Here is a 22,829-nt window from a genome sequence, read left to right as displayed (position 1 = left end):
GGTCGGGGCGGGCTCACGTCCGCGCACACGTCCCGCTCTCCTTCCTTGCCCTGGCAGGATGGGGCCCCGGTCCGGCCCAGGCTTCTCCTGGCGGTGCGGCCGGTGAGGGAGGCCGAGGTGGGGCAGGGCGGTGAGCGCAGAGTCGTGTTCGCGCGCGGGCAGCGGTTGCTGGACGCGGCGCGGCAGGTACTCGGCGAGGAGCGCGGCGCGGTCGAGCGGGTGCGGGGGAGCGCCGGGAGGCTGCGGGAGCAGCAGGTGGCGGAGGCGCTCGCGGCCATCCCGGTCGGCCGCCTGAACGAGGTGACCGAGGGCCGTCTGCGTGTCGGCATGCTGGAGGCGGCGGGCTTCGCGACCGTCGCTGCGGTCCACGGCGCCGAGGACTACGACCTGCTGCGGGTGCCGGGCATCGGGCGCGCGACCGCAGCCCAGGCCAAGGCAGCGGCGGCCGCACTGGCCGACGCCGCGCGTGAGGCCACGGCCGTGCGCCTCGACCCCGACCACCGCACCGGATCCGCGACCGAACTCGTCACCGGGCTCTACCCGTTCGTCGACGCGGGGCCCGTGCTGCCCGCCGCCTGCGAGCGGGCTGCCACGCTGGCCGCCGCGCTCGAGCCGCTGCTCGACACGGCGGCTCCCGCCCGGTCGCGCACCGCCTGGTGGTTCGCCGGACGGCAGCGGCGTACCGCCGCGCGTGACGCGCTCACCACGCTGGAGGCGACCCTCGCCGACGCCCGTGACGGCGGCGCCGAGGAGGCCCTCGCCCAGGCGCTCACCGACCTGCTGCGCCTCCCAGGATCGGAGGAGCAGGCCTGGTGGGAGTTCCTCAGCCGGCCGGTCGAGTTCTACACCGTCCTGGGCCGCCTCGCGGAGACGGGCCCCGTCGACGCCGCGTCGGCCGAGGGACACCTGCCCGACGAGCTGGCCGAGCAGGTCCGCGCCCAGCCCCTGGACGTTTCGGGCCTGACCGTCTCGCTGCGCGGCTACCAGGCCTTCGGCGCCCGCTACGCGCTGGCGCGGCGCAAGGTGGTGCTCGGGGACGAAATGGGCCTGGGCAAGACGATCCAGGCCGTGGCCGCGCTGGCCCATCTGGCAGCGGCCGGTGAGCGGCACTTCCTGGTGGTCTGTCCGGCGAGCGTGCTGGTCAACTGGTTGCGGGAGATCGAGGCCCGCTCCACGCTGACGGCCTTCCGCCTCCACGGCCCGGAACGCGAGCTCGCGCAGCAGACGTGGCAGCGGCGCGGCGGGGTGGCGGTCACCACCTTCGAGGGCCTGCGCCACCTCGACACGGACCCGCCGGACCCGACCGACCTGCCGGATCCGGCGGTCCCGGCCGATGTGGCGGGCCCGGCGGGGCCCAAGGATGCGCTGCCGCTGCCGCTGCCGCTGCCGCTGCCGCCGCTGGCGATGACGGTGGTGGACGAGGCGCACTACGTGAAGAACCCGGCCGCCCGGCGGGCCCGGCACGTGGCGGCCCTGGTCGACCGCAGCGAGCGGGCCCTGTTCCTGACCGGCACTGTGATGGAGAACCACGTCGGGGAGTTCCGCAACCTGCTGGCCTACCTTCAGCCGGAGCTCGCGGCGCACCTGCGCGACACCGACCAGGTGGCCGGCGCGGCCGCGTTCCGGCGCGCGGTCGCGCCCGCGTACCTGCGCCGCAACCAGCAGGACGTGCTCACCGAGCTCCCCGAGGTCGTCCACACCGACGAGTGGGCCGAGTTCAGCGCCGCCGACGCCGCCGCCTACCGCGACGCCGTGCTCGCGGGCAACTTCCAGGCCATGCGCCGGGCCGCCTACGCGGCCGCGGACCGGTCGGCCAAGCTCGACCGCCTCGACGAGATCGTGCGCGAGGCGTGGGCGGCCGGGGAGAAGGTGCTGATCTTCTCCTTCTACCGCGACGTGCTGGAGGCTGTCGAGAGCCGCGTCTGCGCGCGCTCCGCCACCGGTCCTGCTCCCGTTCCCGGTCCCGGGCTCTTCGGGCCGCTCACGGGCGGTACGGCCGCCGCCGCACGCCAGGAGACCGTCGACGACTTCACCGCCCACGCCGGTCCGGCGGTGCTGCTGTCCCAGATCCAGGCCGGAGGCGTGGGTCTGAACCTGCAGGCGGCGAACGTGGTCGTCCTGTGCGAGCCGCAGCTGAAGCCCGCGCTGGAGCAGCAGGCGGTCGCCCGCGCCCACCGCATGGGCCAGACCCGCAGGGTCCGCGTCCACCGCCTGCTCACCCCGGACAGCGTGGACCAGCGCATGCTGACGCTCCTCGGCCGCAAGGAGCGGCTCTTCGACGCCTACGCCCGCCGCAGCGACGCGGCCGAGGTCAGCCCGGAGGCCCTCGACGTCGCCGACACCGGCCTCGCCCGGCAGATCATCGCGGAGGAGCAGGAGCGCCTGGCCGCGCCGTCGGTGACGCCGTGACGCCGTGACGCGGTGACCTGCCGGGTGCGCTCAGCGTGACGCGGTGACCTGCCGGGTGCGCTCAGCAGGTCTCCACGTCCAGGAGGTCGCAGCCCAGGCGGTGGAGGCCGGCGCCGAGGCCCGGCCTGCCGCGCAGGCGGGGCGTGCGCGCGACGTCGTTGACGACGGTGAGCACCGCCTGCACCCGCACGCGTGCCTCCTCGGCGGGCATCGTCGGGTGGACGGTGCGCAGCAGGTGCAGCCACTCCTCGATGTAGTCGCGCTGGACCTGGCGTATCCGCGCCTGCTCCTCCTCGGGGAGGTGCTCGGTCTCGGTGACGATCAGCGCGACCAGGTGCCGGTGCGCGAGCGCGAACTCGGCATAGCGGCGCACCAGCAGGCTCAGCGCGCCGGCCGCGTCGGGGGAGGCGGTGAGCACCTCCGACACGTCCAGGTAGAGGCGCTCCGCGCTACGGTTGAGCGCGGTCGCGAGTATCTCGGTCTTGCTGGCGAAGTGGTGGTAGATGCTCGGCCCCGCGATGCCGACCGCCGCGCCGGTCTCCTCCAGGCTGACCACCGCGTAGCCCCGCTGGGCGAAGAGCCCGGTCGCCGCGGACAGCAGGCTCTCCCGCCGCGAGCGGTGCGTCAGCGCGGGTGCGTCCGCCGGACCCTCCACCGGCCGGTCGCCCACGGCGGGCAGGTCCGCCGTCCCGATCCGCCGCATCAGTGTCGCGAGCAGTGCCCGGTACTGCGGCCCCGGGAGTTCCACGTGCTGGTAGCCGATGCTGACCGCGATGCCGAGGACGCTCCAGGCGAGCAGCTCCGCTCGGGCCGGGTCCAGCTCGGGCCGGTGGGCGGTGAGCTGCTCCACCAGGACCGTGCGGGCGGCGTGGACCCTGCCCGCCAGCTCGGCGTGCTGCTCGGCGGGCAGGTGCCGCGCCTCGCGCTGCCACAGCACGCCGAGCTCGCGCCGTCCCAGCGAGGACGCGGCGAAGGAGCCGACGAGGGCGTCCAAGTCCCCGGCCGGGGCGTGGAACAGTCCGCCGAGGCAGGAGTCGACGGCCTCGTCGACGACCGCGTGGAGCAGCTCCTGTTTGCCCCGGAAGTGCCGGTACAGCGCGGAGGGGCCGATGGCCACGGCCTCGGCGATGTCGCTCATCGCGACGTTGGCGTAGCCGCGGCGGTAGAACAGCTCCCGGGCCGCCGCGAGGATCAGCTCCCGCCGGTTGCGCGGACGCGTGCCGCGCGCGGGCGTCGCCGTCGTACCTGTGTCCACCGCCTCCTCCTGCCTCCTCCTGCTTCGCTCCGCGCCGCCCCGATCCCTGCTCAGCCGAGGTCGAGGGAGCGTCCGACGATCTCCTTCATGATCTCGGTCGTGCCGGCGTAGATGCGGGTCACCCGGCTGTCCTGCCAGGCGCGCGCGATCGGGTACTCCAGCATGTAGCCGTAGCCGCCGTGCAGTTGGACGCAGGCGTCGACGACGCGCCCCTGCAGCTCGGTGCACCACCACTTGGCCTTGGCGGCGTCGACGACGGTGAGCTCGCCCTCGTTGAGCGCGAGGACGCACCGGTCCAGGTAGTGCTGGGCGACCTCGATCTCGGTCGCGAGCTCGGCCATGCGGTGCTTGATGACCTGCTGGGCGCCGATCGGCTTGCCGAAGGCCTTGCGCTCGCGGACGTAGGTGACCGTCCAGTCGAACGCGGCGGCGGCCTGGGCGAGCCCGGAGACCGCGACGGAGATCCGCTCCTGCGGGAGGTTGCGGGTCAGGCCGAAGAAGCCCTCACCCTCCTCGCCCAGCAGGTTGGCCACCGGTACGCGGGCGCCGGTGAAGACCAGCTCGGCGGTGTCCTGGGCGTGCAGGCCGACCTTCTCCAGCTTGCGGCCGCGCTCGAAGCCGGGGGTGTCGCGCTCGACCACGATCAGACTGAGGCCCTTGTGCGGGTGCTCGCCCGTGCGGACGGCGACGACGACCAAGTCGGCGTTGATGCCGTTGGTGATGAAGGTCTTGGCGCCGTCGATCACGTAGTGGTCGCCGTCGCGGACCGCCTTGGTGCGGATGCCGGACAGGTCCGAGCCGGTGCCGGGCTCGGTCATGGCGACCGCCGTGATCAGCTCGCCGGAGGCGATGCCGGGCAGCCAACGTGCCTTCTGCTCCTCGTTGGTGAGGTCGAGGAAGTACGGCAGGCAGACGTCGGCGTGCAGCGCCGGGCCGAGGATCGCGGGGGAGACCCCGACGCGCGCGGCCTCCTCCTGGAGGATCACGTTGTAGCGGAAGTCCGCGATCCCGGCGCCGCCGAACTCCTCCGGGATCGCGATCCCCAGCGCGCCGAGCTCGCCGAGGCCCTTGAACAGGCTGCGCGGGACGATGCCGTCCTCGTCCCAGTCCGCGTAGTGGGGCACGACCTCGCGCTCGACGAACGCCCGGACACTCTCGCGGTACGCGTCGTGCTCGTCGTCGAAGAGGATCCGCTTCATGCTGACTCTCGCCTTTCGGTGGGTGGGAGGGCTCGCCTCGTCGAGTCATCGTGCACATAGCCGGCGCGGGTACGTTGCAGCCCGGCTCGTGCGTCCATGAGGTCAGCCTATTCAATGTTCACTTACCGAGGGAAGGGCCACTGTGCAGAGGCCTGGTCCGGGTGTGGTTCGACCGGGCCACTGGGTCCTGTCGGGAGCGCGCGGCGCGGGAGTGGCCACCGGCCGTCCGCGACGACAGGAGCCTCCACGCCCGCGTCAAGGACGCCTGAGCTTCCCCCGCCTGGTGTCGCCCCACACGCATGGATACGATCACGCGGCATCGAGCGGGACAGAGGCTGTGGGGGAGCGATGACGGGTGAGGTCCTGGTGCGGTGGCTGCCGCGCGGAGGATGGTGGCCCAGGTCGTCGGGGCGGGCCAAGCTGTGGGTGGTGATCGACGGGCTTCAGGTGGCGGAGGTCGACCGTCGGGTCGGCCACCTCCGGATGCCGCTACCGGTCGGGCAGCACACCGTACGCGTCGGGCGGGCGCTGGCCCGCTCCAACGCGGTGACGGTCGAAGTCGCCGAAGGTGGACTCGTGCGCCTCGGTGCGCGATCGCTCCCGTTGGTGTCGTTGGGGTACGCGCTCGCGGGCTACGTGGTGGGGATACTGGCGATCAGCGTCAGCATGCCTGCCGGCGCACTGCTCTTCGCGCTGCTGGTGGGAGTCGACTGGGGAGTTCCGGGCATCTACTGGCGGCTGCGGGCGAGCACGGGTCCGGCCGGGCCGAGCCCGGCGAGCGCGGAGGCGGCGGAGGACCGCTGGGCGGCGCAGTTGGAGTCGGTCTCGGCCGCGAACGGGCTGTGGTGGGAGTCCGACCCCCGCTTCGCCAAGCGCTTTGGCAAGGGCAAGTAGGGGCAAGTGAGGCTGGGGCCGTGAGGGGCCCCGGTCCCGTCAGGCGTCCGACACGTCCGAGTCCTCCACCAGCAGGACCGTCAACCGGCGGGGGCCGTGGACGCCCTGGACGCGGATCATCTCGATGTCGGCCGTCGCCGAGGGCCCGCTGATCCAGGTGAGTGGGCGACGCGGGTCCAGCAGGCCGATGGCCTCCGGCATGGCGGAGACGACCTGGTCGGCGCGGACCACGCACAGGTGGAGGTCCGGGAGCAGGGTCGCCGCGCGGCGACCCTGGCCCGGGCCGGCGTCGAGGACGAGGGTGCCGGAGTCGGCGATCGCGGCCGCGCAGGTCGTCACCACCGCGTCGGCGGCGTCGAGTTGTTCGCGGGTCAGCAGCGGCTCGTCCGCCAGGGCGGTGCCGGACCAGTCGGCGAGCCACTGTGCGGGGAAGCCCCGCGGCACCACGGCGCGGCCCGCGGGCAGCGCGCTCGCCAGCGTCGGCGCCACCGCTGCCGCGTCCGTGCGGTGCACGGCCGCGCCGTACTCCCCCAGTCGCTCGGCGAAGAGGTCGAGGACGGCGGTGCGGTCCTCGGGGTCCACGCCCGGGGCGTGACGCAGGTAGGCGCGCGGTACGGCCACGGCCGTCGCGGGCAGGTCGGCGGTCGCGCGGCGGATCCGCGCCAGGATCTCCTCGCGGGCGCCCGTCACCTGGTGCCTCCGTCCGTGCGCTTCCACCAGCTGCGGAAGGACTCCTTGGGGATCTCGGGAACGCTGCGGCTGTCGGTCCAGCCGCCCAGCGGTCCCGGCAACCGGTTCTTCGGCACCAGCGGTCCCGCCGTGCCGGCGGCCCGCACGGCCGCGTTCCACGCGGCGGGGTGCTCCATGACCGCGCCGATCGCCCGCAGCGCGGCCTTCTCGGCGGGGTGCTTGACGGCGGCGTCGCCCTCGGCGACCTGGTGACGCAGCTCCAACAGCACGTCGGTGAAACGGATCCGCACCGGGCAGACCTCGTTGCACGCCCCGCAGAGCGAGGAGGCGTAGGGCAGGGACGCGGTCTGGGGGTCGTCGGGGCCCTTGAGCAGCGGGTTGAGGATCGCGCCGATGGGGCCCGGGTAGACGGAGCCGTAGGCGTGGCCGCCGGTGCGCTCGTAGACGGGGCAGATGTTCATGCACGCGCCGCAGCGGATGCAGCGCAGCGCCTGCCGCCCGACCTCGTCGGCCAGCGCCCGGGTGCGGCCGTTGTCGACCAGGACCAGGTGGAAGGTCTGCGGCCCGTCGCCGGGCGTCACGCCGGAGAAGGTCGTGGTGTAGGGGGACATCCGCTCGCCGGTGGCGTTGCGGGCCAGCAGCTGCAGGAAGACCTCCAGATCCCGCCAGGTGGGGACGACCTTCTCGATGCCGACCACGGAGATCAGGGTGTCCGCCAGGGTCAGGCACATCCGGCCGTTGCCCTCGGACTCGACGACGACCACCGTCCCGGTCTCGGCGACCAGGAAGTTCGCGCCGCTGACGGCGACGCGGGCCTTCAGGAACTTCTCCCGCAGGTGCAGCCTGGCCGCCTCGGCGAGCTGCGGCGGGTCGTCGGTGAGGCCGTCGGGGGCCGGGCGCCCGTGGCGGCCCATCTCCCGGACGAAGATCTCGCGGATCTCCGCGCGGTTGCGGTGCAGTGCGGGAACGACCACGTGGGAGGGCAGGTCGTCGCCCAACTGCACGATGGCGGCGGCGAGATCGGTTTCCCGGGCGCTGATCCCGGCGGCCTCGAGGGCGTTGTCGAGCCCGATCTCCTCGGTGAGCATCGACTTGACCTTGACGATCTCCTGCTCGCCGGTGGCCTGCACCAGCGCGGTGACCAGGGCGTTCGCCTCGGCGGCGTCACGGGCCCAGTGGACGGTGCCGCCCGCGGCGGTGACCTGCTCCTCGACCTGGAGCAGGTAGCTGTCCAGGTGCGCGAGCACGTCGTCCTTGAGGGCGGCGGCGCTGTCGCGCAGGTCCTCCCAGTCGGGGCGTTCGGCGACCAGCCTGGCCCGCTTGCCGCGGATGGTGTGGGTGGCGCGGGTGACGTTGGCGCGCAACCGCTCGTCGTGGGTGGCTGCGGCGGCGGCCTCGGGGAAGGCGGGCCAGCCGACGAAGGTGCGGCTCATCGCGTCGCCTCAGCGGCGAGGGGAAGGCCGGGCACCGGGCCGTCCTCGGGGGTCCGGGCGAGGATCTCCACCAGGTGCATGGTCCGCACGACGCGGCCCGCCTCGGCGCCGTCCTTGGCGAGGCGGCCGCCGATGTTCATCAGGCAGGAGTTGTCGACGGCGGCCAGCACCGAGGCGCCGGTCGCGCGCACATGCCGGGCCTTGTCCGCGTTCATGGCGCCGGAGACCGCCGGGTTCTTGACGGAGAAGGTGCCGCCGAAGCCGCAGCACTCCTCCTGCGCGGGCAGCTCGACGAGGTCGATCCCGCCGACGGCCCGCAGCAGCCGGTAGGGACGCTCGCCCAACGGCGCGGCGCGCAGGCTGTGGCAGGTGGGGTGGTACGTCACCCGGTGCGGGAACCAGGCGCCGACGTCCTCGACACCGAGGACGTCGGTCAGGTAGGTCGTCAGCTCGTGGACGCGCGGCACGATTTCGTGCACGGCCCGGACCAGCCCCGGGTCGCCCGCGCTCTCGGCGGCGACGGCGTAGGCCTCGGCGGGCATGCCGCCGCAGGAGGCGGAGGGGACGACGACCGCGTCGTAGCCGCCGAAGACGTCGACGAAGTGGCGGGCCAACCGCGCGGTCCCGGCGCGGTAGCCGGTGTTCCAGTGCATCTGTCCGCAGCAGCTCTGCGCGGGCGGGAAGTCCACCTGGACCCCCAGCCGCCGCAACAGCGTCACCGTCGCCCGGCCGGAACGCGGGAACAGTGTGTCGTTGAGACACGTCACGAAGAGCGCGGTGCGCACCCGGTCACCTCCTCCCTGCAGCATGCCACCGCCCCGACTCCCGCAGGGGGTCGGGGCGGCTGTGGCGAGTCCGCGGATCAGCGCGTGGCGGTCGGACTGCCGTAGCGGCGGTTGAACCGCTCGACACGGCCCGCCACGTCCAGCACGCGGGCGGTGCCGGTGTAGAACGGGTGGCTCGCCGACGAGGTCTCGACGTCGACGACGGGATAGGTCCGGCCGTCCTCCCACTCGACGGTGGCCGCGCTCGCGGCCGTCGAGGCGGTGAGGAAGGAGACGCCCGCCGCGCGGTCGCGGAAGACGACGGGACGGTAGTCGGGGTGGATGCCGTGCTTCATCAGGTCCTGCCTCTCGAGGCTCGACGGTGGGTGGTCAGCGCTCTTCGCGGAAGTCGACGTGGCGCCCGGCGACCGGGTCGTACTTGCGCAGCACGAGTCGGTCGGGGTCGTTGCGACGGTTCTTCCGGGTCACGTAGGTGAACCCGGTGCCGGCGGTGGAGCGGAGCTTGGTGACGGGGCGCAGTTCACTGCGGGCCATGGCGGGCACCTGCCTTCCTCGAAGCTGCAATGGGAGTCGTTTTCATCGGCTCCTGCATGCACCCCTCAACGACGGGTGCCCCGCCGCTATTCCTCGTCCCCGACAACCGCCGACAGCTCGGCGACGAGTGCCGTCGCCGCCTCCCGAAGGGACGGCCCGTACCAGGTCAGATGGCGGCCGCTCACCAGCGCCGCCGGCACGCCCGGGAACGCCTCGGGGCCGTCGTCCGCGGTGAACCGGTACGGCTCGTCCGGTAGCACCACGAGCTCCGGGCTGCTCGCGCGCAGCTGGTCGAGGGGAACGGCGGGGTAGCGTTCCGCGTGGTCGGCGTAGAGCTGGTGGACCCCGAGGCGGCGCAGCAGGTCCCCGGCGAAGGTGTCCCGGCCCAGCACCATCCAGGGCCGTCGCCAGATCGGCACCACCGCGCGGCGCGGCCGCGCCGCGGGCGGCACCGCCGCCCAGGCCTGCCGCGCCTCGTCCAGCCAGCCCGGCCGCGGCAGCCCGCAGGCCACCGTGAGCAGCCGGTCCAGGGAGTGGAAGGCCTGGTCGAGGGTCCGTACCTCGGTGACCCAGACGGCGACGCCCGCGTCGCGCAGCGCCTGCAGGTCGACGACGCGGTTCTCCTCCTCGTTGGCGACCACCAGGTCGGGCCGCAGGGCCACGATCCGGGCCACGTCCGGGTTCTTGGTGCCGCGGATCCGCGTCACGTCCAGCTCGGCCGGGTGCGTGCACCAGTCGGTGGCCCCGACCAGCAGGCCCGGCGCGGTGACCGCGATCGCCTCGGTGAGGGACGGCACGAGCGACACGACCCGGCTGACCTCGCCGAGGAGGGTGACGGTGGTGCCCTGGTCGTCGACGACGGTGCGCGCTCGCGCTGCCTGGCTCATCATCCCGCCACCGTATCCGCGCCCGCCGCGAAGTCCGCCGCGACAGCCGCCGCCACGGCCGCCGTACCGTGCGGCGGGTCCGACGGCCCCGAGCCGTGAGCCCGCGCCAGCACGTCCGTCAGCGCGCAGTCCGCGACGGGACCGGCGTGGACGGCGGGCTCCCCTCGGGTGCGCCGGTCGCGGTCCCGGGCCGCGCCGTGCCGCACCGCGGCGTGGACGGCGCGGGCCAGCCGTGCCCCCCACAGGGAGCGCGGCCCGCCGAACGGGTCCGGCCGCTCCCCTGCGGCCGGGTCCCGAACCGCCACGCACACCGCGTCCGAGGGCGTACCGGAGCAGTCGTAGCCGGCGTCGAGCAGCGCCTGGACCTTCGCCTCCGTCGCCGTGGCCAGCAGGTTGACCAGGCCGGCGTCCGAGACCGGTGCCGGGACCACCGCCAGGATGTTGATCGTGCCCGGTCGGTACCGGTCCTCCGGTGCGGGCGGCAGCGGGTGGGCCGCCCAGGTCGGCGCGCCGATCCCCGTCGTCACCACGGCGGTCACGCCTTCGTCCTCGGCCCAGGTCACGTCGTCGACCTGGGCGGCGGTCATCAGGCCCACCCCGTCCCCGGTCAGGCCCTGCGTGCGGGCCAGCTCGGCCAGGTGGCGATCGGGGTCCATCCGCCCGTATCCCGGCCGCACCTGGGCGTTGAGCACCCAGGCGCGCGAACCGATGCCGCCGCCGAGGACCGCGCTGCTCACCATCCGCCAGCCGGGACCGGCCCGCCACACCAGCAGATGCCGGCAAGCCCCGTCCTCCCACCGTCCCGCCCGCGCCACCACCGGCTGCCGCACGCGTCCTGCCCCTCCCGTTCCCACCGCTCCGACCGGGCGTCATCATCCCAGCTCAGCTGCCATGGTGGACGGGCGGGGTCAGTCGGTGGGGTCCGTCGGCGGGGTCCGTCGGCGCGCTCAGCCGGTCGGGAGGAGCAGCGGATCGAGCAGCGGCTCGTAGCGGGCCACGAGCTCGTCCGGGCCGAGGCGGCGGAGCTCGTCGGCCTGCACCATGGCGAGCAGGGCGCCGAGGCCCAGCAGCACGCCGATCGCGAGCTCGGCGCGCAGCGCGGCGTCGGGCCCGGACAGCCGCTCGGCCAGGCCGCCGACAACGGCGGCCTTGAAGTCGGCGCGGGCCTGCGCGCCCTGGTCCTCGTGCTGCCGGGAGAAGGCGATGCGCAGGATCGGGTCGCGGGCCTCGCCCTGCTGCACCGCCAGCACGTGCAGCACCATGTGCCGGGCGAGCTGCTCCAGCGGGGCGTCCAGCAGCGCTGCCGCGTCGTCGGCGAAGGAGAAGACCCGACGGAACAGCTGCTCCTTGTTGCCGAAGTACTTGATGACCAGGGCGGCGCTGACCCCGGCCCGCTCCGCGATCTCGCCGATGGTGGTGTCGGCGTAGGCGTGGCGGCCGAAGCAGTAGCGGGCGGCGTCGAGGATGGCGGTGCGCCGGGCCTCGGGATCGCGCTGGCGCGTCATGCCGGGCCGTCCTTTCCGGGGAGCGGGGCCCGGCCGGGGAGCAGGGCGCTGCCCGCGCACGCTACCAGGGCGACCGTCCCGGCCAGCGAGAACGCCGTCTGATAGCCCCTCAGCGTGCCGCCGCTGAGCGCCTGGGCGACCACCGCGCTGCACAGCGCCTGGCCGATGGTGCGCATCAGGACGTTCATGCCGTTCGCGGCGGCGGTGTCGGCGGCCGGCACGGCCGCCATCACCAGCAGCGGCAGCGCCGAGTAGACCAGCGCGGTCCCCACGGAGACCACGGCCGAGCCGAGCAGCACCGCCGACAGCGCGCGGCTGTCGGCGATGCGCAGCACGTAGCCCAGGGCGATCACGGCGCTGCCGACGGCGAGAGTGGCCCGCGGGCCGCGGGCCCGGGAGAACCGGGCGGAGACGGGCGCGAAGGCCACCATGACCAGGCCGCTGGGCAGCAGGCACAGGCCCGCCGCGGCGACGGAGAGGCCGAGACCGAAGCCGGTGCCGCGCGGCTCCTGGACCAGCTGCACGGTCACCAGCGAGTTGGCGTAGAAGGAGAACCCCGCCAGCAGCGCCGCCAGATGGGGGAGCAGGACGGCCCGCCGGGCGGTCTGCCGCAGGTCCACCAGCGGCTGCTCGGTGCGCAGTTGCCGGTGGCCCCAGAGGACGAGCAGCAGCGCGGCGGCAGCGGCGCATCCGAGCAGCCTGGCGCTGCCCCAACCCCAGGCGTTGCCCTGGGAGACGGCCAACAGCAACGCGGTGAGGGCGGCGGACAGGCCCACCGCGCCCAGCCAGTCGAAACGCGCACCCCCGCGTCCGGCCACCGGCGGGCGGTCCGCGGGTACGGCGAGGGCGACGCCGGCCAGGGCGGCAGCTGCGAGGGCGCTGGTCGCCCAGAACATCCAGTGCCAGTCGAAGCGCTGCACCAGCAGGGCCGCGAGCGGCAGGCCGAGCGCGGCGCCGATGCCGACGGTGGAGCTCATCAGGGCGACCCCGGATCCGACGCGTTCCCTCGGCAGCCGGGTGCGCAGCAGGCTGATCGCGAGCGGGATCACCCCCGCGCCCGCGCCCTGGACCGCGCGGGCGGCGACGAGCAGCCCGAGGTCGGAGGTGAGCGCGCAGGCGACCGAGCCGACGGTGAGCAGGGCGAGCGAGAGCAGCATCATCCGTCGCCGCCCGAACTGGTCCCCGGCCCGTCCGAGCAGCGGCGTCGCCACGGCCCCGGCCAGCAGCGTGGCCGTGACCAGCCATCCCACGTCGGTGGGGGAGGAGCCGGTGAGCCGCGGGAGCGCCGGCAGCAGGGGGACGATCGAGGTCTGCACGAGCGTGGCGGCGACGCCCGAGAAGGCCAGCACGCCCAGCACGGCCGGCCCCGCGAGCGGTTCCCGGTCCGGGGCGGCGACAGGGCGCGCCGGAGCGGCAGAGGTCATGGGAAGCGTCCCCCCGAAAAAGGTGGTGAATGGCTATTCACCACCGTAGTGAATAGCCATTCATCAAGCAAGGGGGTGGAGGAAAAGGGACAGCCGGGGTGGGCAGGGCCCACCCCGGCTGTCACGCCCGAGCTGTTACGACCTGTCTCAGTGCAGGATGGCGTGCGAGATCGCGCAGCTGTTGGTGTCGTTGGACCAGCTGGACTGCTCGGCGTAGGTGCCGAACGTGCCGAACTTGATGTTGGCCGCGCCGCCGGCGGTGCCGGGGTTCAGCCAGGCGCACTCGTCGGAGTTCTCCTGGCCCTGGTAGGAGCTGCCGGTGTTGTTGGTCCAGCCACCCGCCGGGTTCTGGTCCGACATCATCTCGTGCCACTCGTGACCCAGCGTCATGGTGTAACCGTCGAGGGTGCCGGGGGAGTTGACGAAGCCGACGCCGCAGCTGGCGCCGAGGTCCATGTTGTACGGCTGGTTGGAGAAGGCGACGTCGCCGACGGTGGAGCTGACCGCGCCGCCGGAGAGGGTGGTGTCGCCGTTGTAGTCGTGCCAGGCGCAGAAGCCCTGGGTGGGGCTCTTGTAGTTGTCCGGGTTGACGCCGTGGGGCGAGAGGATCACGTAGTAGGCGTTGCGGTTGGCCGCAGCGGTGGTGTTGCCGAAGTGCTTCGCGGCGTTGACCGCCTCCACCCCGAGCTGGTGGCCGGTCGCCTGGGTCGGCGAGGCCTTCGCGTTGTCGTACCAGACGCCGGCCAGCACGCCGCCGGTCTGGTAGGGGATGAAGTTGGCGTTGCTCGGGCAACTGGTGGCCCCGGTGGCCACGTTGGGGCCGTCGCACCACTGGGTCAGGTCGGCCGACCAGGTCTCACCGCCGGTGCCGATGCCCTTGAACATCTGCTGCGCCGCCGAGGCCGCGTGGTCCGGGTCCTTGGTGAAGGTCGCGTTGCCGTTCGCGTCCGTGCCCTTGGTGCCCCACTGGGTGCCGTAGAAGACCAGGTAGACCTTGGCGTGGCCGCTGTTGACGCCGATGCCGTCGATGCCGCCGCCGTAGGAGAGCGTCTCCGGTCCGGTGGTCGTGGTGGCGTGGGTGGAGGCCCATCCCTTGATCTTGGCGCTGCCCTGGATGGTCGGTATCGCGCCGTGCCGGTAGGCGTGCTGGTAGCTCGGGCTGTAGGGGTTCGCCGAGGGGGCCGCGGTGGCCGCGGACTGGGCGGCGGCGAGCAGACCACCGGTGAGCAGGGTCAGCGAGGCGGCTGCGGTCAGGAGCTTGTGGCTCGCGCCACGCTGGCGGGGGTGACCCATGGAAGTGTCGATCCTCTCTGCGCTCCGCACCGACCCCGGCTGGGGGCGGCGTGTGGGACACGTGCGTGAGGGCGTGCGGGTCGAGCGGACCGAGTGGTGCACCACTTGGCGTGGTGGTAGCGAAGCAGACTTGTTTGCAGCAGGTCAATCGCTTGCGGGAAACCGCTGTTCTCTTAACGCCGGCGGAATCGCGCGGAAACAGCGAAGATCCAGGCAGCAAGATCGGACCTGCTTCAAACCCCGGTGGGGAGGCGGACTTCCGCCTCCCCACCGCGCCAGGTCGACGAGCTCAGCCGGCCGGGCCGCTCCCGAGCTGGAGGGAGGCCGACTGGCTCTGGCCGAACGCGTCGGTCCAGGCGAGGGTCACGGTGTCGCCCGGGTGATGACGGTCCATGAGCGCGGTCAGGCCGTTCGGGTCGGCGACGGGTGCGCCGCCGAGTGCGGTGATGACGTCACCGGAGGCCAGCCCCAGCCCGGCGGCGGGGGAGCCCGGCACCACCTGTGCGATCGTCGCGCCGGCCACGTCGCCTCCGCCCGCGCCACCACCACCGCCGCCGCCCGCGCCGCCTCCGGCTCCCTGCCCCGCGGTCTCGACCGCGACGCCGAGCCATGCCGTCGCGCCGAGGTGCACCGTCGCCGAGGCGCGCCCGGCCTCGATCGCGTCGGCCGTACTCTGTGCCTGGGCGGCCGGGATCGCGAAGCCCTGGGTCGGGGTCGTGCTGAAGTGGTAGCCGACCGAGGCCGCCGTGTCGATGCCGATCACCTGGCCGGTGGCGTTGACCAGCGGACCGCCCGAATCGCCGGCCTGGATCGGCGCGTCGACCTGGATCAGTCCGGTCAGCTGTTCCGAGCTGCCGCCCGCCTCGTCGGTGGCCACGATCTGCTGGTCCAGCGCCGTCACCGAGCCGGACGCCCGCGCCGGCTGCCCGCCGCGCCCGCCCGCGTTGCCGAGCGCCGTCACCGCGTCCCCGACGGACACCCGCGCACCCGGCGCGAGCGACAGCGTCGCCAGCCCGGAGGCGCCGTGCAGGCGCACCAGCGCGAGGTCGTGACTGCGGTCGTAGCCGATGACCGAGGCGGTGTAGCTGTGGCCGTTGCCGATGTCCACGCCCGTCAGCGACGTGGCGCCGTTGATGACGTGGTTGTTGGTCAGCACGATGCCGTCCGGGGTCAGCACGATGCCGGTGCCGGCCGCCTCGGTGCCGGCGAGGCCCTGCTCGCTGACCAGGTCGACGCTGCCCGCCGCGACCTGCGCCAGGGTGGCCCCCTGCGAGGACTCCGTCGTGCCCGTGGTGCCGGTCCCGCCCGACGCCGTCGAGGCCGGCGCCGTCGGCGGCGACGATGACGGCGCCGACGACGACGTGAACGAGCATCCGGCGGTCCCCAGAGCCACCGCGACCGCGCAGGTCGCGAGTCCGGCTGCGCTCCACTTCATGGCGCCACCTCCACGTTCAGGCCCGGGCGCCCCCTCCTCCCAGTCCGTGCCCGCAAGGCGCGGCCGCCACGCGCGCGGCGGGCGATTTGAAGGGGTTTCTCATCCGGCCCCGACCCGCGGCGTCAGCCGGTGGCGCGGACCAGGTGGTCGGCCAGTTCGCGGGGACGGCTGAGGGCGGCCAGATGGCCGCCGGGGATCTCCTCGACCTCCAGGCCCAGCCGCTCGCGCACCACCCCGCGCTGGAACTCCAGCGGGAAGAAGCGGTCATCCCGGCCCTGCAGGAACCGAGTCGGCACGTCGGGCCAGCGGAGCAGCGGCCACGGCTGCTCGAACAGGGCGGCGGGCGGAGCCGAGCCGCCCGCCGTGAGCGCCTCCTGAGTCACCTCCGGCGGAACGTCGTGGAAGAAGTCCTCGCGCAGATCGAACTCCGGGTCCTCGCCGCGGCCCTGGGCGGCCGCGTACGCGGAGCGGGCCTGCGGCTGGCCGGTGTTCTCCCACCATTGCCCCGCCGTCTCTCCCGGCGCCGGGACCATGGCGTTGAGCAGCACCAGCTCGGCGACCGGCACGGGCAGCCGCTCGCACGCCACGGGCGTGGCGAACCCCGCGAGGGACTGCGCGACCAGCACCAGCGGCTCCGACGCCCGCGCCGACCCCGGCCGCACACCCCCGTCGAGCACGGCCCCGCAGATGGCCTCGGCCATCACGTCGATCCCGGCGTCGCTCTCGGTCGGCAGGTCCAAGGTGATCACTCGGTGACCGCGGGCCCGCAGCTCCGGCACGAGGCGGTGCCAGTACCAGGCGCGCCCGTCGGCGCCGGGGACGAGTGTGTAGGTGGCCATGGCGCTCCCCTTCGTGTCGCTTCCCCGCACGCTGGACCGGAGGGCTTTCAACGGCCGGAACGGCGCCCGGGCCGCAGCCGTCGACGCGCCCGGCCCTGGCTCGTCGACCGCGGGCAGCGATCGGCCACCAGTACATCACGAACGCCGCCGAGGATCGGTTTCCGCAGCGCGGGGAGAGCCGTCTGTGCTCCTGGGATGCGCGTAGCACTGATGATCGGTTTCGCTGCCCTGGGTCTGGGCCTGGGGGCGCCTACCGGACGTACCGGTGGCGCTGCGTGATCGTCGGCCGTGTGCCGTCCGCCGGGGCCGGCCGCCGTCCCGGACCACGGTGGGGCGTGCGCGCCCGCTTCAGCGGTCGCCCTCCGGGGCCGGCGGGGTGCCGACGTGGCGCAGTTCCCCGGAGCCGAGGGAGATGGTCGCCCGCGGCCGCATCGGCCCGTCGCCGCGGCGGGAGAGCAGGGTCAACGCGTCGACCCGGGCGGGGTACGACTCCAGCCGGGCGGCACACTCGGCCACGACGCGCCGGGGCTCGGTGGTGCGCCCGAGCGACAGGTGCGGGGTGAAGCCCTCCGAGCGTCCGCGGCAGCGCGGGAAGCGTTCGACGAGCGCGCCGTACAGCGCCGCCCACGGTGCGCCGCCCGCCGCGGCGGGATCGAGCCAGACGGTGGTGGAGGCGCGGTGCCGGAACGTCCTGATCCCCGCGAGCCGCACCGCGAACGGCGGCTGGTCGGCGAGGGCCTCGGCGAGCAAGGGGGCCGCGAGCGCGAAGTCGGCCTCGGGGACGAAGCCGAACAGCACGTTGACGTGCGGCGGCCATCGCCGGATCTGCGGGTCGTGATCGCGCCGCACGGCCTGCACGGGTGGCCACAACTCCTCGGGCGGCAGCCAGGCCACGGCCGTACGGGGCGTCGGCCCGACATCGAACACCCCACCCGGCAGCCCGGACTCCCGTGTCATCCCGCCATCCTGCGACACGCCGTCATCCCAGCCCCGGCAGCGCGGCCGCGCCCTCCAGCGGCTTGAGGTCGGTGAGCCAGCGTGCGTCCGGATCGAAGGCGGCGAAGAAGGGCCGGCCGACCAGGTCCGGGTCGCGGGCCTGCACGTAGTGGAGGACGAACGCGCGCTGCCCGCCGACCTCCGTCACGCCGTCGACCTGCACCTTGCCCGGAGTGGCGGACATGATCGGCCCGCGCACCGTCCGGGCCAGGCCGGAGACCTGCGCGTAGGCCTCGCGGAACAGCTCGTACGCGCGGGCCAGCGGAACGGCGAAGTAGTCCTGCGGGCCGGTGTCCCGCTCGACGAACAGGTAGTACGGCACCGCGCCGAGCGCGACGAGCCGGCGCCACAGCACGGCCCAGTCCTCCGCGCGGTCGTTGACCCCGCGGATCAGCGGCGCCTGGCAGCGGACCACCGCGCCCGTGCCCGTCACCCGGCGCAGCGCCCGCTGGGCGACGTCCGTCTCCAGCTCGCGCGGATGCGAGTAGTGGCCCATCAGGGCCAGGTTGCGTCCGCTGCGCACCACCCGGTCGAACAGCCGCAGCAGGTCCTCGGCGTCCGGGTCGGTGAGGAACCGGTGCGGCCAGTACGACAGCGCCTTGGTGCCGATCCGCACCGACTCCAGGTGCGGGATCTCCAGCAGCGGCTCGACGTAGCGGGCCAGCACCGCGCTGCTCATGACCAGCGGGTCGCCGCCGGTGATCAGGACACTGGTGACCTCGGGATGCGCCTGCACGTACGCGCGCAGTCCCTCCGCGTCCCCGCTCGCCATCCGCAGGTCCGGCTCGCCCACGAACTGCGGCCAGCGGAAGCAGTACGAGCAGTAGGCGTGGCAGGTCTGGCCCTGCCGGGGGAAGAACAGCACCGTCTCGGGGTACTTGTGCTGCAGTCCCTCGGCCGGTTCGCCGTCCACCAGCGGCGTGTTGTGGTCCCGCTGCCCGCCGGGGTGGGGGTTCAGCCGCAGCCGGATCTCACGCACGTCCTCGCGCAGCCGTTCGGGATGGGCGCCGTCGCGCAGCATCGCGGCGACGCGGTCGACGTCGGCGCGCGGCAGCATGTCCGGCTGCGGGAAGACGAGCCGGTAGAGAGGGTCGTCGGGGGCGGCCCGCCAGTCGATCAGCTCGTCGACGACGTAGGCGTTGGTCCGGAACGGAAGCACCTCGGCGACGGCCCTGGCCCGCAGCCGGTCCTGGGCGTCCAGGCCGGCGCGCGCGAGCAGCGCGTCGAGGTGGGGAAGGGAGAGAGCCCGGAAGGCCGGTCGATCACCGTACTGCGCTGCCACGCACTGAACCTCTGTCACTGCTTCTGCGGTTGCTGCTCAATGATGGCACGGGGGATCGGCCGCAGCCGGACGAACACCTCCGCGTCCACCCCGTACTTCTCGGAATAGGCGGCGGCGAGCCGCTGCTGCAGCGGCTCCTCCTCGGGGCCGACCAGCTCCAGTTCGAAGACCTCGCCCGTCTGCCCGTCCACGAACACGCGCACCGGCCGGTCCCGCTGTCGTGCGAGCTGCACCACGAGCCGGTGGTCGCTCATGTAGAGGCCGTCGTTGCCGTCGACGTACTCCAGCCACATCGGCTGCCCGGCCTCCCCGTCGCGGTGTTCGTCGACCACCTGCACGTGGCGCGTCAGCACCTCGTTGACCGACCGTGAGCGGCTCCACAGCTCGGCGAACCGCTCGGAGACGAAGGAGCCGAGCGGCGTCGTGATCCGCACCTCGAGCTGCTGGCCCTCGCCGGACAGCCGGTCCACCGGGTAGAAGCTCACCATCAACCGCTCGCCGCACCGGTACAGCTGGATCGACGGGGCCGCCGTGTAGACCCGCACCTGTAACTGCTCCCGCTGCTCGGGCGGCAGTTGCGCCGTGAGGCTGCGCAGGTCCCGTAGGTTGCGCATCACCTCGCGCCGCACGTCCGCGCTGAGCTCGTGCGAGCGCTGGCGGGCGGCGAGCGAGTCCGGGTCCAGCAACAGGACGCGCACGGTCGCGCCCCGGCGCACCGCGCTGCGCACCGACTCGGCGAAGCGCCCGGCGGTGCTGCCGGAGATCAGGTACGAGAAGGTGTCGAGCACGCAGACGATGTCGCCGGTCTGCGCCACCTTCTCGCAGAACGACGGGTAGTCCAGCCGCAGGTGCTCGCGCACCCGCTCCTCCTCCAGGCGCGTCAGCACCGGTTGGATGACCAGCAGCGTGAACATCGTGGTCAGCAGCTCCGGGGCGAGGTTCAGCAGCAGGTTCTGCCGGAAGTCCGGCAGGCCCTGCGCGAACCAGATGCACAGCGCCACGCAGAGGCCGATCCCCGCGCAGATCAACAGCACACCACGCGGCACGCGCCTGTCCCCGAACACCCGTCACCCCCGCCCCCGGAACGCGCGCCCCTCACGGAGTGGGCACGCCAGTACGGACCTTGGTACCCCGGGCGGGTGAGGGCATGCGCAGATCGCCGTTTGTTGAGGGGGAGTTGAGGATCAGCGTCCGCCCACGCGGCGGGAGAGGTCACGGGCGGTGCGGGTGACCTCCGCGGCCAGGGCCTCCCGGCGGACCGCGTCGACCGAGCCGGTCTCGAAGGTGACCGCCACGCCCGCGACCGGGTGGTCCGCGCGGTCGGTCACCGCGGCCGCCACGGACGAGAAGCCGAGGGTCACCTCGCCCTCCTCCGTGGCGTAGCCGCGGCGGCGTACCTCCACCAGGCGTGTGCGCAGCGCCGTGAGCGAGCGCGGGCCACCCACCTCGGTGCGCTGCACGAACGCCGTCGCGTCCGGGAACAGCGCCCGGACCTGCGCCGTCGGCAGCAGCCCGAGCATCGCCCGGCCGCTCGCGGTCAGCTGCGCCGGCAGGCGCACGCCGACCTCGGTCACCAGCGGCGCCCGCCCCGGCGCGCGCTCCTCGATGAGGTAGAGCACCTCGCGCCCGTGCAGCACCGCCAGGTGCGCGTTGCAGCCGGTGCGGTCCACCAGGCGGGCCAGCGGCACCCGGGCCAGGCGCTGGAACGGGGCCTGCCGGGTGTAGCCGGAGCCCAGCTCGAACGCGCTGACGCCGAGGGCGTAGCGCCGCTCCTCCGGCAGGTGCACGACGAAGCCGTCCGCCGTGAGCGTGTCCAGCAGGTGGTAGGTCGTCGACCGGGGCAGGCCCACGTCGCGGCTGATCGCGGCGGCCGGGACGGGCGCCGCCTGGCGGGCGAGATACCGGAGCACGGCCAGTACCTGGGCCGCCGCAGGCACGATGGACATGCAAGAAGCCTAGCCGGATCGGCGTCTGGGATCCCAGACGAAGGCAGGGCACAATGTCTGGGATCCCAGACACAAGCCTGCCGAACCCCCTGGTACGACCTTGTTGACCTGGTGCTTCATAGATGCCATGAACAAGGTCCTCATCGGGGTCGGCCCCCTCACCGCCGACGAAGTCGTGTCCGTCGCCCGCCTCGGGGCCGCTGTCGAGCTCTCCCTGGACGCCCAGGAGGAGATCCAGCAGAGCCGCAAGGTCATCGAGGACCTCGCCGACGACGTCACGCCGCACTACGGCGTCTCCACCGGCTTCGGCGCCCTGGCCACCCGTCACATCCCCACCGAGCTCCGCGCCCAGCTCCAGCGCTCCCTGGTCCGCTCCCACGCCGCCGGCTCCGGCGCCGAGGTCGAGCGCGAGGTCGTCCGCGCCCTGATGCTGCTGCGCCTGTCCACCCTCGCCACCGGCCGCACCGGCGTCCGACTGGAGACCGCCCAGGCCTACGCCGACCTGCTCAACGCCGGCATCACCCCGGTCGTGCGCGAGTACGGCTCGCTCGGCTGCTCCGGCGACCTCGCCCCGCTGGCCCACTGTGCGCTCGCCGTCATGGGCGAGGGGGAGGTCCGCGACGCCGCAGGCACACTGCTGCCCGCAGCCGACGCCCTCGCCGCCGCCGGGCTCACCCCCGTCGTGCTGCGCGAGAAGGAGGGCCTCGCCCTCATCAACGGCACCGACGGCATGCTCGGCATGCTCGTGCTGGCCGCCCACGACCTGCGCCGCCTGCTCGCCACCGCCGACATCACCGCCGCCATGAGCGTCGAGGCGCAGCTCGGCACCGACGCCGTCTTCGCCGCCGACCTGCAGGCCCTGCGCCCGCACCCCGGCCAGGCCGCCAGCGCCGCCAACCTGCGCGCTGTGCTCGCCGACTCCGCGATCGTCGCCAGCCACCGCGACCCCGCGAACTGCACCCGCGTCCAGGACGCCTACTCGCTGCGCTGCACCCCGCAGGTCCACGGCGCCGCCCGCGACACCCTGGCCCACTGCGAGACCGTCGCCGACCGCGAGCTCGCCAGCGCCATCGACAACCCCGTCGTCACCCGCGACGGCCGCGTCGAGAGCAACGGCAACTTCCACGGCGCTCCCGTCGCCTGCGTGCTGGACTTCCTCGCGATCTCCGTCGCCGACATCGCGTCCGTGGCCGAGCGCCGCACCGACCGGATGCTCGACGTCGCGCGCAGCCACGGCCTGAACGCCTTCCTCGCCGACGACCCGGGCGTCGACTCCGGCCACATGATCGCCCAGTACACCCAGGCCGCGATCGTCTCCGAGCTCAAGCGTCTGGCCGCGCCCGCCTCCGTGGACTCCATCCCGTCCTCGGCGATGCAGGAGGACCATGTCTCCATGGGCTGGTCCGCCGCCCGCAAGCTGCGCCGCTCCGTCGACGGCCTCACCCGCGTGCTCGCCATCGAGCTGCTCACCGCCGCCCGCGCCCTGGACCTGCGGGCCCCGCTCGCCCCCGCCCCGGCCACCGACGCCGTCCGCGCCGGCCTGCGCGAGCACGTCGAGGGCCCTGGCACCGACCGCTACCTCGCCCCCGAGATCGAGGCCGCCGTCCAGTACGTCGCCGACGGCCGTGCCCTCGCCGCCGCCGAGGCCGTCACCGGCCGCCTGCGCTGACCTCCCGCTCCATCGCTTCTCCCGCTCGATCGCTCCGAAGGACCTCGACATGACGATTCGCACCGACGCCATCCGTGCCGCGCGTGGCACTGAGCTGAGCACCCTGGGCTGGCAGCAGGAGGCCGCCCTGCGGATGCTGAACAACAACCTCGATCCGGAGGTGGCGGAGCACCCGGAGAAGCTGGTCGTCTACGGCGGCACGGGCAAGGCGGCGCGTGACTGGCGTTCCTACGACGCGATGGTGCGCACGCTGCAGACGCTGAAGCAGGACGAGACGATGCTGGTGCAGTCCGGCCGTCCCGTGGGTGTGATGCAGACCCACGAGTGGGCGCCGCGGGTGCTGATCGCGAACTC

The 22,829-nt window shown here is 73.7% G+C and carries 21 protein-coding genes and 1 pseudogene; 4 read left to right on the top strand and 18 right to left on the bottom strand.

Features of this window, described 5'->3' with window-relative positions; all coding sequences use genetic code 11:
* The first annotated feature begins 102 nt into the window (after positions 1–102).
* Positions 103–2,409 carry a DEAD/DEAH box helicase gene (locus BMY61_RS24905; RefSeq protein ID WP_236656668.1) on the top strand — a complete coding sequence of 769 codons (2,307 nt, stop codon included), beginning with the start codon at positions 103–105 and terminating at the stop codon, positions 2,407–2,409.
* Between the two features lie 61 nt (positions 2,410–2,470).
* Here the strand turns inward: BMY61_RS24905 and BMY61_RS24900 are convergent, their stop codons facing one another.
* On the bottom strand, positions 2,471–3,664 hold the full coding sequence (locus tag BMY61_RS24900; RefSeq protein ID WP_042460308.1) for a TetR/AcrR family transcriptional regulator: 1,194 nt from the start codon (positions 3,662–3,664) through the stop codon (positions 2,471–2,473).
* Positions 3,665–3,714: 50 nt separating this feature from the next.
* Positions 3,715–4,863 (bottom strand): acyl-CoA dehydrogenase family protein, encoded by a 1,149-nt coding sequence (locus BMY61_RS24895; protein ID WP_042460306.1) that lies wholly within the window; start codon positions 4,861–4,863, stop codon positions 3,715–3,717.
* 348 nt (positions 4,864–5,211) lie between these two features.
* On the opposite strand from BMY61_RS24895, the gene BMY61_RS24890 reads away from it, so the two are divergent.
* Positions 5,212–5,757, top strand: a complete 546-nt coding sequence (locus BMY61_RS24890) for a hypothetical protein (RefSeq protein ID WP_075004059.1) — start codon at positions 5,212–5,214, stop codon at positions 5,755–5,757.
* Between the two features lie 39 nt (positions 5,758–5,796).
* Here the strand turns inward: BMY61_RS24890 and BMY61_RS24885 are convergent, their stop codons facing one another.
* From BMY61_RS24885 to BMY61_RS24810, 16 genes are all read right to left on the bottom strand, one after another.
* The gene (locus tag BMY61_RS24885) at positions 5,797–6,447 is read right to left on the bottom strand and encodes a LutC/YkgG family protein (RefSeq protein WP_042460301.1); all 651 of its coding nucleotides are present in this window, start codon (positions 6,445–6,447) and stop codon (positions 5,797–5,799) included.
* Positions 6,444–7,880 (bottom strand): LutB/LldF family L-lactate oxidation iron-sulfur protein, encoded by a 1,437-nt coding sequence (locus tag BMY61_RS24880; protein WP_042460298.1) that lies wholly within the window; start codon positions 7,878–7,880, stop codon positions 6,444–6,446. Before BMY61_RS24880 ends, BMY61_RS24885 begins: the two co-directional genes overlap by 4 nt.
* Positions 7,877–8,665: a (Fe-S)-binding protein gene (locus BMY61_RS24875; RefSeq protein ID WP_042460295.1), complete on the bottom strand. Its 789-nt coding sequence runs from the start codon at positions 8,663–8,665 to the stop codon at positions 7,877–7,879. Before BMY61_RS24875 ends, BMY61_RS24880 begins: the two co-directional genes overlap by 4 nt.
* Positions 8,666–8,742: 77 nt before the next feature.
* Positions 8,743–9,000: a type B 50S ribosomal protein L31 gene (locus BMY61_RS24870; RefSeq protein ID WP_042460292.1), complete on the bottom strand. Its 258-nt coding sequence runs from the start codon at positions 8,998–9,000 to the stop codon at positions 8,743–8,745.
* 34 nt (positions 9,001–9,034) lie between these two features.
* Positions 9,035–9,199: a 50S ribosomal protein L33 gene (gene rpmG / locus BMY61_RS24865; RefSeq protein WP_042460289.1), complete on the bottom strand. Its 165-nt coding sequence runs from the start codon at positions 9,197–9,199 to the stop codon at positions 9,035–9,037.
* 86 nt (positions 9,200–9,285) lie between these two features.
* Positions 9,286–10,089, bottom strand: coding sequence for a helical backbone metal receptor (locus tag BMY61_RS24860; protein WP_236656667.1), 804 nt, complete (start codon positions 10,087–10,089; stop codon positions 9,286–9,288).
* Complete coding sequence (locus BMY61_RS24855) at positions 10,086–10,916, bottom strand: adenosylcobinamide amidohydrolase (RefSeq protein ID WP_244904222.1); 831 nt, start codon at positions 10,914–10,916, stop codon at positions 10,086–10,088. Before BMY61_RS24855 ends, BMY61_RS24860 begins: the two co-directional genes overlap by 4 nt.
* 117 nt (positions 10,917–11,033) lie before the next feature.
* A complete protein-coding gene (locus BMY61_RS24850) occupies positions 11,034–11,591 on the bottom strand; it encodes a TetR/AcrR family transcriptional regulator (protein ID WP_042460285.1) in 558 nt (185 codons plus the stop codon).
* Positions 11,588–13,015, bottom strand: coding sequence for an MFS transporter (locus BMY61_RS24845; RefSeq protein ID WP_042460282.1), 1,428 nt, complete (start codon positions 13,013–13,015; stop codon positions 11,588–11,590). The genes BMY61_RS24850 and BMY61_RS24845 overlap by 4 nt, the downstream gene beginning before the upstream one ends.
* 147 nt (positions 13,016–13,162) lie before the next feature.
* Complete coding sequence (locus tag BMY61_RS24840) at positions 13,163–14,308, bottom strand: hypothetical protein (RefSeq protein ID WP_042460279.1); 1,146 nt, start codon at positions 14,306–14,308, stop codon at positions 13,163–13,165.
* 289 nt (positions 14,309–14,597) lie between these two features.
* A complete protein-coding gene (locus BMY61_RS24835; RefSeq protein WP_052439530.1) occupies positions 14,598–15,743 on the bottom strand; it encodes a S1C family serine protease in 1,146 nt (381 codons plus the stop codon).
* 122 nt (positions 15,744–15,865) lie between these two features.
* Positions 15,866–16,582 (bottom strand): alpha/beta fold hydrolase, encoded by a 717-nt coding sequence (locus tag BMY61_RS24830; RefSeq protein WP_042460276.1) that lies wholly within the window; start codon positions 16,580–16,582, stop codon positions 15,866–15,868.
* Between the two features lie 348 nt (positions 16,583–16,930).
* Positions 16,931–17,539, bottom strand: a complete 609-nt coding sequence (locus BMY61_RS24825; protein WP_042460273.1) for a 2'-5' RNA ligase family protein — start codon at positions 17,537–17,539, stop codon at positions 16,931–16,933.
* Between the two features lie 22 nt (positions 17,540–17,561).
* Positions 17,562–18,860, bottom strand: a complete 1,299-nt coding sequence (locus tag BMY61_RS24820) for a KamA family radical SAM protein (protein ID WP_042460270.1) — start codon at positions 18,858–18,860, stop codon at positions 17,562–17,564.
* Positions 18,861–18,874: 14 nt separating this feature from the next.
* Complete coding sequence (locus BMY61_RS24815; protein WP_075004058.1) at positions 18,875–19,906, bottom strand: hypothetical protein; 1,032 nt, start codon at positions 19,904–19,906, stop codon at positions 18,875–18,877.
* A 138-nt stretch (positions 19,907–20,044) separates the two neighbouring features.
* On the bottom strand, positions 20,045–20,806 hold the full coding sequence (locus BMY61_RS24810) for an IclR family transcriptional regulator (RefSeq protein WP_042460267.1): 762 nt from the start codon (positions 20,804–20,806) through the stop codon (positions 20,045–20,047).
* Positions 20,807–20,933: 127 nt separating this feature from the next.
* Between BMY61_RS24810 and hutH the strand changes: the two genes are divergently transcribed.
* Both hutH and BMY61_RS24800 read left to right on the top strand, forming a co-directional pair.
* Positions 20,934–22,475 carry a histidine ammonia-lyase gene (hutH, locus tag BMY61_RS24805; RefSeq protein ID WP_042460264.1) on the top strand — a complete coding sequence of 514 codons (1,542 nt, stop codon included), beginning with the start codon at positions 20,934–20,936 and terminating at the stop codon, positions 22,473–22,475.
* A 49-nt stretch (positions 22,476–22,524) separates the two neighbouring features.
* Positions 22,525–22,829 (top strand): annotated as a pseudogene (locus BMY61_RS24800) (urocanate hydratase); the annotation flags it as partial.

It is taken from the genome of Streptacidiphilus jiangxiensis (assembly GCF_900109465.1).
GTDB classification, from domain to species: Bacteria; Actinomycetota; Actinomycetes; order Streptomycetales; family Streptomycetaceae; genus Streptacidiphilus; species Streptacidiphilus jiangxiensis.
The sequence above is the reverse complement of the archived record's forward strand: the minus strand, read 5'-3'. Positions and strand labels throughout refer to the sequence as shown.

What these genes read in the sequence shown, in the direction of transcription:
- BMY61_RS24895 (WP_042460306.1), bottom strand. Translation starts at nt 4,863, where the DNA reads ATGAAGCGGATCCTCTTCGACGACGAGCACGACGCGTACCGCGAGAGT.
- BMY61_RS24890 (WP_075004059.1), top strand. Translation starts at nt 5,212, where the DNA reads ATGACGGGTGAGGTCCTGGTGCGGTGGCTGCCGCGCGGAGGATGGTGG.
- BMY61_RS24880 (WP_042460298.1), bottom strand. Translation starts at nt 7,880, where the DNA reads ATGAGCCGCACCTTCGTCGGCTGGCCCGCCTTCCCCGAGGCCGCCGCC.
- BMY61_RS24870 (WP_042460292.1), bottom strand. Translation starts at nt 9,000, where the DNA reads ATGAAGCACGGCATCCACCCCGACTACCGTCCCGTCGTCTTCCGCGAC.
- rpmG (WP_042460289.1), bottom strand. Translation starts at nt 9,199, where the DNA reads ATGGCCCGCAGTGAACTGCGCCCCGTCACCAAGCTCCGCTCCACCGCC.
- BMY61_RS24860 (WP_236656667.1), bottom strand. Translation starts at nt 10,089, where the DNA reads ATGATGAGCCAGGCAGCGCGAGCGCGCACCGTCGTCGACGACCAGGGC.
- BMY61_RS24850 (WP_042460285.1), bottom strand. Translation starts at nt 11,591, where the DNA reads ATGACGCGCCAGCGCGATCCCGAGGCCCGGCGCACCGCCATCCTCGAC.
- BMY61_RS24845 (WP_042460282.1), bottom strand. Translation starts at nt 13,015, where the DNA reads ATGACCTCTGCCGCTCCGGCGCGCCCTGTCGCCGCCCCGGACCGGGAA.
- BMY61_RS24840 (WP_042460279.1), bottom strand. Translation starts at nt 14,308, where the DNA reads ATGGGTCACCCCCGCCAGCGTGGCGCGAGCCACAAGCTCCTGACCGCA.
- BMY61_RS24835 (WP_052439530.1), bottom strand. Translation starts at nt 15,743, where the DNA reads ATGAAGTGGAGCGCAGCCGGACTCGCGACCTGCGCGGTCGCGGTGGCT.
- BMY61_RS24830 (WP_042460276.1), bottom strand. Translation starts at nt 16,582, where the DNA reads ATGGCCACCTACACACTCGTCCCCGGCGCCGACGGGCGCGCCTGGTAC.
- BMY61_RS24825 (WP_042460273.1), bottom strand. Translation starts at nt 17,539, where the DNA reads ATGACACGGGAGTCCGGGCTGCCGGGTGGGGTGTTCGATGTCGGGCCG.
- BMY61_RS24810 (WP_042460267.1), bottom strand. Translation starts at nt 20,806, where the DNA reads ATGTCCATCGTGCCTGCGGCGGCCCAGGTACTGGCCGTGCTCCGGTAT.
- hutH (WP_042460264.1), top strand. Translation starts at nt 20,934, where the DNA reads ATGAACAAGGTCCTCATCGGGGTCGGCCCCCTCACCGCCGACGAAGTC.